General features: G+C 69.1%; 8 protein-coding genes. 4 read left to right on the top strand and 4 right to left on the bottom strand.

Annotated elements, in window-relative coordinates; genetic code table 11:
- Positions 1-78: 78 nt before the first annotated feature.
- The 4 genes from BN13_RS16550 to BN13_RS16535 are packed head-to-tail and all read right to left on the bottom strand — an operon-like array spanning position 79 to position 4,073.
- Positions 79-1,137 (bottom strand): ABC transporter ATP-binding protein, encoded by a 1,059-nt coding sequence (locus BN13_RS16550; RefSeq protein WP_048548267.1) that lies wholly within the window; start codon positions 1,135-1,137, stop codon positions 79-81.
- Complete coding sequence (locus BN13_RS16545; RefSeq protein WP_235434097.1) at positions 1,134-2,012, bottom strand: ABC transporter permease; 879 nt, start codon at positions 2,010-2,012, stop codon at positions 1,134-1,136. The genes BN13_RS16550 and BN13_RS16545 overlap by 4 nt, the downstream gene beginning before the upstream one ends.
- A complete protein-coding gene (locus BN13_RS16540) occupies positions 2,009-2,896 on the bottom strand; it encodes an ABC transporter permease (protein WP_084733846.1) in 888 nt (295 codons plus the stop codon). Before BN13_RS16540 ends, BN13_RS16545 begins: the two co-directional genes overlap by 4 nt.
- Positions 2,889-4,073 (bottom strand): ABC transporter substrate-binding protein, encoded by a 1,185-nt coding sequence (locus BN13_RS16535; RefSeq protein WP_235434096.1) that lies wholly within the window; start codon positions 4,071-4,073, stop codon positions 2,889-2,891. Before BN13_RS16535 ends, BN13_RS16540 begins: the two co-directional genes overlap by 8 nt.
- Positions 4,074-4,187: 114 nt before the next feature.
- Here BN13_RS16535 and BN13_RS16530 point away from each other — a divergent pair, with 114 nt between their 5' ends.
- From BN13_RS16530 to BN13_RS19765, 4 genes are all read left to right on the top strand, one after another.
- Complete coding sequence (locus BN13_RS16530; protein ID WP_048548262.1) at positions 4,188-5,606, top strand: NAD(P)H-quinone dehydrogenase; 1,419 nt, start codon at positions 4,188-4,190, stop codon at positions 5,604-5,606.
- Positions 5,603-6,070: a (deoxy)nucleoside triphosphate pyrophosphohydrolase gene (locus tag BN13_RS16525; RefSeq protein WP_048548260.1), complete on the top strand. Its 468-nt coding sequence runs from the start codon at positions 5,603-5,605 to the stop codon at positions 6,068-6,070. The genes BN13_RS16530 and BN13_RS16525 overlap by 4 nt, the downstream gene beginning before the upstream one ends.
- 211 nt (positions 6,071-6,281) lie before the next feature.
- Positions 6,282-7,229, top strand: coding sequence for a homoserine O-acetyltransferase MetA (gene metA, locus BN13_RS16520; RefSeq protein ID WP_048548259.1), 948 nt, complete (start codon positions 6,282-6,284; stop codon positions 7,227-7,229).
- Between the two features lie 378 nt (positions 7,230-7,607).
- Positions 7,608-8,147 (top strand): hypothetical protein (locus BN13_RS19765; RefSeq protein WP_162199988.1); only part of this gene is annotated, 540 nt, incomplete at its 3' end.

Raw genomic sequence — 8,147 nt, 5'->3', positions numbered from 1 at the left:
CTTACGAACTTGAGCACGTCTTGCAAGACGTGCTCAAGTTCGTAAGACGTGCTCAAGTTCGGGGTGGGGCGGGCGGGGTCAGCGGGCGACGGCGAGGGCGGCGTCGCCGCGGGGGGTGACGCGGACGCGCTGGCCGGGCTCGAAGCTCGGCAGCGCGGCGCTGGCGACCTGAACCTCCACTTGCTCGCCGCCATCGGTGCGGGCGGTGACTCGGCCGTGCGCGCCCAGGAAGGCCGCCGACAACACGGTCGCGTTGCCATTGGGGTCGGGGGTGGCCTCGATGCCTTCGGGGCGCACCAGCACCTCGACGTTCCCGTCGCCCGAGCCGGCCAGCAGGGGCAGGCTCACGCCTAACACCTCCGCCCGGCCGCCGCTCGCGCGCCCGGCCAGCCGATTGGTCAGCCCCACGAACTCCGCGACGAAGGCGGTGGCGGGACGGGCATACAACTCTTGCGGCGGCGCGAGCTGCTCCAGCCGACCGGCCCGCATCACCCCGACGCGGTCGGCGACTGCCAGCGCCTCCTCCTGATCGTGCGTCACGAACAGAGTGGTCGTGCCGATCTCCAGCTGAATCCGCCTGATCTCGTCGCGCAGCTGGGTTCGCACCTTGGCATCGAGAGCCGACAATGGCTCATCCAGCAACAGGACCTGCGGCGAGATCGCCAACGCCCGCGCGAGAGCCACCCGCTGTTGCTGACCACCCGACATCTGGTGGGCGTAGCGATCCGCTTGCGACGACAACCCGACGAGGTCGAGCATGTCCCCGGCGCGGCGGGCTCGCGTCGACTTGTCCTGCCCGCGCATCTCCAGCCCGAACTCGACGTTCTGGCGCGCGGTCATGTGCGGGAAGAGCGAATAGGCCTGAAACACCATGCCCAGGTCGCGTTTGTTGGTCGGCAGCGCCGTGACATCGCGCCCGCCGATCGTGATCGTTCCCGCATCCGGATCCTCCAGGCCCGCGAGGCACCGCAACGCCGTGGTCTTGCCACAGCCCGACGGCCCCAGCAGGGCCACGAACTCGCCGGGCGCCAGGTGCAGCGTCATCGAGTCCAACGCATTGACCGGCCCGTATGAGCGGCGCAGTTCCGTCAGTTCGACGGCCACACCGCGCTCGGCGTTGGGGGAGGCGACACTCACGAGGGCTCCTTGACTGAACCGGTCCCCGCCGGGGCGGGGGCGACGGCGGCGGCCAGGGGACGCCGGCGACGCCGACTACCCGAGCGCTGAGCGCCGACGAAGGACATGGCAAACAGGACGACGAAGGCAAATACCAACGACAGCAGGCCGACCGCGACCGAGATCTTGGCGTCGCTCTTGCCGAGTTGATACATCGCGACCTGCAGATTGCGCCGGGAGAACAGGTTGGCGATGGTGAACTCACCCAGCACCAGTGCGACCGAGAGGAATGACGCGGACAGCACGGCGGTGCGCAGGTTCGGCAGCACAATCCGCCACATCACCCTGAACCAGGAGGCGCCGAGCGAGCGTGCCGCCTCCGACAACGTCTTGACGTCGATGGCCCGCAACCCTGCGTCGAGGGCGCGATAGGCGTATGGCAGCACCAAGACGACATACGCCAGTCCGAGCCAGAGCGTGGACTCACCAAAGAGATAGAACACCCACGAATAGACCGGGGCGAGGCCAACTACCAGCACGATGGCCGGGACCGTCAACGGCAACAGACAGATGAACTCCACCAGCCGAGACATCCCCGGCAGGCGCAGGCGCACCCACGTCATCGTCGGTACCAACAGCGCCAGCATGATCACGACCGTGATCACGCTCAGCCCGATCGAGGCGATGAAACCTTCCTTCAGGGCGGGGTACTTCGTGGAAATCTCGCTGACATTCATCAGCGTCTTCCACGTTGCCATCGTCCGGCCGCCGCGGCGAACCTTGGTGGTGAAGTCGAGCATCCCGATCAACGGCAGCATGAAGAATGCCAGCACCAGACTGACCGTGACCCAGCGGAAGATCGCCTGCTTGCGGCGCACCGCCGCGCGCTGGCTCACCGGACCAGCCATTTCGAGGAGCGCTTGTCCAGCCAGGCATAGATCGTCATGACGATCGCCACGACGACCACCATTGCCAGCGCCATCGCCTTGCCCACATTGGCCTGGCCCAGGACCGTCTCACTGGTGAACGTCCCGGCGATCTGTAGCGGCACAAGCGGCTGCGCCTGGGACACCAGCGCGGCGGCGGTGGCATAGGCGCTGAACGCATTCGTGAACAGCAGCAAGGTCGCGCCCACGAAGGACGGGAACAGGATCGGCATCGCAACGCGCCGCCAGTAGGTCCACGTCGTCCCGCCGAGCGTCTCGGTCGCCTCCCGCCACTGCGGCCGCAGCCCCTCCACTGCAGGCAAGAAGACGATCAGCATCAGCGGGATTTGGAAGTACAGATAAACCAGCAGGACGCCTTTGTCCCACTGGTAAAGCCAGAGCGTAGACGACGGGCCCACCCCGGCCTTTTTCATCCACGCGCTGATCATTCCCTGCGCCCCGAAACTCGCGATGAAGGCAAAGGCGAGCGCGACGCCGCCGAACTGCGCGAGCACGCCGCACAAGGAGGTGATGAACCGCTTGAGTATGCCGTCCGGGCGGGCCGTGCTCACGGCATACGCCAAGATCCCGCCCACCACGGCACCGATGATCGCCGTCAACGCCGAGAGGATGATCGACTGCTTGAGAGCGGTGAGGAAGCCGGCATTCCCCAGGGCGCGGACGTTGCCGAGCGTGAGGTGACCGTCGCTGACGAAGGCGGCGATGATCACGACCAACGTCGGGATCAACAAGAAGACCGTCGTGTAGGCGAAGAACGGCACAACGCCGGCGAGGGCGCCCGACGGCTTGATGCCGCCGAGCGCCCTCGTCCCGCTGCGCGGGCTCTTAGCCAACGGCCTTGGCCCAGTTGGCGGTGAGGTACTCCGTGGCCTTGGCGACGTCGTCCGCGGTCGGGACCGTCGTCGTGCCGGTGACCTTGGGCAGTGCGTCGGCGAGCGCCTTGTCGGCGGTGCCGGCGGCCATCATCGCGTCGAGACGCACCGGACGGGCGCCACCCTTGAGCCAGAGGTTCTGGCCCTCGTCGGAGTAGAGGAACTCCTGCCACAGGCGGGCGGCGGCCGGGTGTGGGGCGTCCTTGTTGATCGCCTGGACGTAGTAGCCAGCGAGGGCGACACCGTCCGGCACCCAGACCTTCCAGGTCGGGACGTTCTTGCCGGCGGCGACGTTCAGGTAGTCCCAGTCGAAGACGACAGGGGTGTCGCCGGACTCGATCGTGGCTGGTGTCGGGTCGACGGGCAGGAAGTTGCCCGCGGCCTTCAGCTCCTTGAAGAAGTCCACACCCTTGGCGATGTCGCCCGCGGTGCCGCCCTTGGCCAGAGAGACCATCTGCACGCCCGCGAAGGCGGCGCCGGCCTTGGTCGGGTCGCCGTTCAGAGCGACCTTGCCGGCGTAGTCACCCTTGAGCAGGTCGTCGACCGACGTCGGGGCCGGGACGACATCGGAGTCGTAGCCGACCGACATGTAGCCGCCGTAGTCGTTGACCCACGTTCCATTGGCCTCCTTCAGGGAGTCCGGGATGTCGGCCCACGTAGCGACCTTGTAAGGCGCGAACTTGTCAGTGTTGGCCGTCGCGACCGCGGCACCGAGGTCGAAGACGTCGGGCGCCTTGGACTGGCCCTTGAGATTCTCGGCGGCCGTGATCTCGTCGGCGCTGGAGGCGTCGGGCTGGTCGCTGTTGACCTTAATGCCGTACTTCTCACCGAACTTCGTGATGATCTCGCCGTAGTTGGCCCAGTCCGGGGGCAGGGCGATGACGTTGAGTTCGCCCTCGGCCTTGGCGGCGGCGACCAGCGCGTCCATACCGCCAGCCTCCTCCGCTGAGGTCGCGGTCTTGGCGTCGCCGCCGGCGGGAGCGGACGTCTCGCTCGATGCGGCCGACGAGCTCGCGCTGGCGCCGGATGTCGTCGAACTCGACGACTTGTCGGTGGGCGCAGAGCAGGCGGCGACCGCGGCGACGGCCGTCAGACCGATGGCGAATGCCGTCATACGGCGGGTGGGCGTAGTGGACAACAGATCCTCCGTGGAACGAGTGGCCCCGCGTTGGGCCGAGGGGCGGATTCCGGCATGCTTGGGGCACGACGTGGATAGAAGATTGCACGCGCGAACGCAAGGGGCAAGCAACTGATGAACGGGCGCAGTCAAGTCGTTATCGTCGGAGGGGGCCCCGGCGGCTACGAGGCGGCCCTGGTTGCGGCTCATCTGGGCGCCTCGGTGACCGTCATCGACAGCGACGGACTCGGCGGCGCGGCCGTGTTGACCGACTGCGTGCCGAGCAAAACCCTGATCTCGACGGCGGACTATCTCGGCCAGTTGGAAACCTCCACCCACCTCGGCGTGCACCTCGTCGACCACGAGGGCGACGAGATGGTTGACGCCTCGGCGAACCTTCCCGAGGTCAACGCCCGCGTCCTTGCCTTGGCCGCGGCCCAGAGCGAGGACATCGCCGGCCGCCTCGACGAGGTGGGGGTCCGGGTGATCCGAGGCACGGCATACGTCCTGAATGCGGGGCGGGTGGCCGCGGACACCGAGGCCGGTCGGGAGGAGATCGAGGCCGACGTCATCCTGCTCGCGACGGGCGCGGCGCCGCGGGTGATGGCGAGCGCGCAGCCCGACGGCGAGCGGATCCTGACCTGGCAACAGATCTATGACCTGCCATCCCTTCCCGAGCACCTGATCGTCGTCGGCTCGGGGGTCACCGGAGCCGAACTCGCCCAGGCCTATCTCGGGCTGGGTTCGCGGGTGACGCTCGTCTCCAGCCGGGACCGGGTTCTGCCGGGCGAGGACGCCGACGCGGCGACGGTGATCGAGGAGGTCTTCACCCGGCGGGGGATGACCGTGCTCTCCCGCTCGCGGATGCAGGCCGTCGAGGTGGTGCGAGACGAGGCCGGTGCCGCGAGCGGGGTTGCGGTCACGCTGGAGGACGGCCGGGTCATCGCGGGATCGCACGCGCTGCTGGCGGTGGGTTCGGTCCCGCGGACGCGGGGCCTCGGGCTGGAGGAGGCGGGGGTCGAGTTGAGCCCGTCCGGGCACATCGTGGTCGACCGGGTCTCGCGGACATCCCTTCGGGGGGTGTATGCCGCGGGCGACTGCACCGGGGTTCTCCCCCTTGCGTCCGTGGCCGCAATGCAGGGGCGGATCGCCATGGCGCACGCCCTCGGGGACGCTGTCTCTCCGCTGAACCTCCACGTCGTCTCCGCGAACATCTTCACCGACCCGGAGATCGCGACGGTCGGGTTGTCGCAGAAGGCCGTCGAGGCGGGCGGGCTCGCGGTGCGCACGACCATCCTGCCGCTCGCGCGGAATCCGCGAGCCAAGATGCTGGGCATCACCGACGGGTTCGTGAAGCTGTTCGCCGAGAGCGGCTCCGGCACGCTGCTCGGGGGAGTGGTGGTGGCGCCGCGGGCGTCCGAACTGATCTTCCCGCTGACCATCGGGGTCACGTTGAGGTTGAACGTGGATCAGGTGGCCAGCACGTTCACCGTTTATCCGAGCCTGACCGGCTCGATCGCCGAAGCGGCGCGGCGCCTGCACGCGACCTCGTGACCCCGGACGAGGAGATCGCGCCGACGGAGGCGGCGCCGATCGATGTGGTGGGGGCGGTGCTGGTCGACAGTCTGGCCCGGCCGACGCAGGTGTTGGCCGCGCAGCGCACGGAGCCGCCGGAACTCGCCGGCGGCTGGGAGTTGCCCGGCGGGAAGGTCGACCCGGGGGAGAGCCTGGTGGCGGCGCTGCACCGGGAGTTGCGCGAGGAAATCGGCGTCGAGGTGCGCCTTGGCGACCTGCTGGCCGGGCCGTCGGACGGGTGGTGGCCCCTCGGGCCGCGCTACCGGATGCGGGTGTGGCTCGCCGAGGTGGCGCGCGGCATACCGGCACCGATTGAGGAGCACGCCGAAGTGCGCTGGCTCACCGCCGAGGACGTCTGGAGCATCCCCTGGCTCGACGCCGACCGTCCGATCATCGAGGCGGTGCTGGCCCGCGGGCTGGGCGGGCCGCCGCGGACGCAATAACCCGCGGCCCAAACTTCCGTGGACGCAATACCCTGCGGCGGAAGCAAAAGCTTTTGCGTCCGCCGCCGGTTATTGCGTCCGCTGCGGGGGGTTCGCGGAGTCGGGCCGGCGGGGCCTCCGGGGTTTGGGTCAGCGGGTGGACGCGACGCGGCATACGGGCTGGGCCGGGAGAGAATGCCAGGGCTGACTTCGCGAGCGAGAGGAGTGGACAGTGCCCGTCACGATCCCCAGCGCCCTGCCGGCGCGGCGCATCCTCGAGGGCGAGAACGTCTTCGTGATGACCGAGGGCCGGGCGTTCCACCAGGACATCCGGCCCCTGAAGATCGCGATCGTCAACCTGATGCCGACCAAGATGGCGACCGAGACGCAACTGCTCCGCCTGCTCGGCAACACCCCGCTGCAACTGGAAATCACGCTCGTGCGGATGGAGTCGCACGACCCGCGCAACACTGCCGCGGCGCACCTCGATGCCTTCTATCTGACCTTCCCGGAGGCGCGCACCCGGCGCTTCGATGGGCTGATCGTCACCGGCGCGCCGATCGAAACGCTGCCGTTCGAGGCGGTCGACTACTGGCCGGAGTTGTGCGCGCTGCTGGACTGGAGCCGGGATCACGTCTTCTCCACATTGCACGTGTGCTGGGGGGCGCAGGCAGGGCTGTACCACCGCTATGGCATCGAGAAATTCCCATTGGCAGACAAGATCTTTGGTGTCTTCCCGCACCGGGTGCTCGACCCCCGCAACCGACTGCTCAGCGGTTTCGATGCGGTCTTCCCGGCGCCGCATTCGCGGCATACGGAGACACGGGCGGCGGACATCGAGGCGACGCCGGGGCTCGATCTCTTGGCCGTCAGCGACGAGGCCGGGGTGTATCTCGCCGGCAGCAGCGACGGCCGCGAGGTCTATGTGACCGGGCACCCGGAGTACGAGTGGGACACCCTCAAGCGCGAGTATGACCGCGACGTCGACAAGGGGCTGTCGATCGAGGTGCCGAGGCACTACTACCCCGGCGACGACCCGAGCCGGCAGCCGCAGGTCACCTGGCGTAGCCACGCTTACTTGCTCTATGCCAACTGGCTGAACTACTGCGTCTATCAGCGGACCCCCTACGACCTCGGCGAGATCTCCGCCGAGCTGCCGTCGCCCGCCGCCGAGGAGTGAGCCAGGGGAGGGCGGCCTACGCCCTGACCCGCGCCGGTCGCCGGCTCGACTGGGCCCGCGACGGCGGCCTGCTCCGGCTCGCCCGCGAACTCAACGACCCGCGGCGCTCCCCGCGCGGCGCCCTGGCCCGGCTCGCGTGGCGGCGATCCCATCCGGTGGCGCCGGGGTCGGCCCGGGTCGCGTTCATCGCGGGGGCCCAACGCTCCGGCACCACGATGCTGCTGCGGGCCCTGGCCGCCTCACCCCAAATCGATCCGTATGCCGAGGGCGACCCCCGGCTGTTCACTCGCTACCGACTGTCCTCGCCCGAGGCGGTGGTCCAGGCGGTGCGCGCCTCCCGTCAGGAGGTGGTGCTGCTCAAACCCCTGTGTGACAGCCATGACCTCCCGGCCCTGCTGGATCTGTTCGCTGGGGAGTCGCCGCGCGGACTCTGGTTGTGGCGCGACGTCGACGCGCGGGCGCGGTCGGCGGTCCGCAAATTCGGTCCGACGAATCAGCGGGTCTTGGCCCGGCTCGCGGCCGAGGGCGTCGACGGGCGGCTGGGTCGCCGGCGGCGTCACGCCCGAGATCCTGGAGGAGGTCCGGGCCACCGACCCCGCTCGCCTCGACCCGCACTCGGGGGCCGCCTTGTTTTGGTGGCTGCGGACCGGGCTCTATTTCAGCCGCGGCCTGGACGCCCGGCCCGAGGTGCGGTTGGTCAGCTATGCCGACGTGCTCGACGACCCTCGGGCAGCTCTGACTGCCATCTGTGGGCACCTGGGCATCGACCCGGTCCCGGCGATGTGGTCCGATGTCTCAGCTCAACTCAGCGCCGCCAAGTCGGGCGCGGAAAGCGAGCTCCCGCTCGCACCCAAAGTCCGCGACCTCTGCGACGAGCTGACGGCCCGGCTGCGCGCCGCCACCCCCGCCGCACCCGCC

This window comes from Nostocoides jenkinsii Ben 74 (genome assembly GCF_001046875.1).
Taxonomy (GTDB): Bacteria; Actinomycetota; Actinomycetes; order Actinomycetales; family Dermatophilaceae; genus Nostocoides_A; species Nostocoides_A jenkinsii.
Note: the sequence above shows the minus strand (reverse complement) of the source record. Positions and strands in the feature narration are given on the sequence as shown.

Bases quoted from the DNA above. Each gene is read 5' to 3' on its own strand.
- BN13_RS16530 (WP_048548262.1), top strand. From the start codon at position 4,188: ATGAACGGGCGCAGTCAAGTCGTTATCGTCGGAGGGGGCCCCGGCGGC.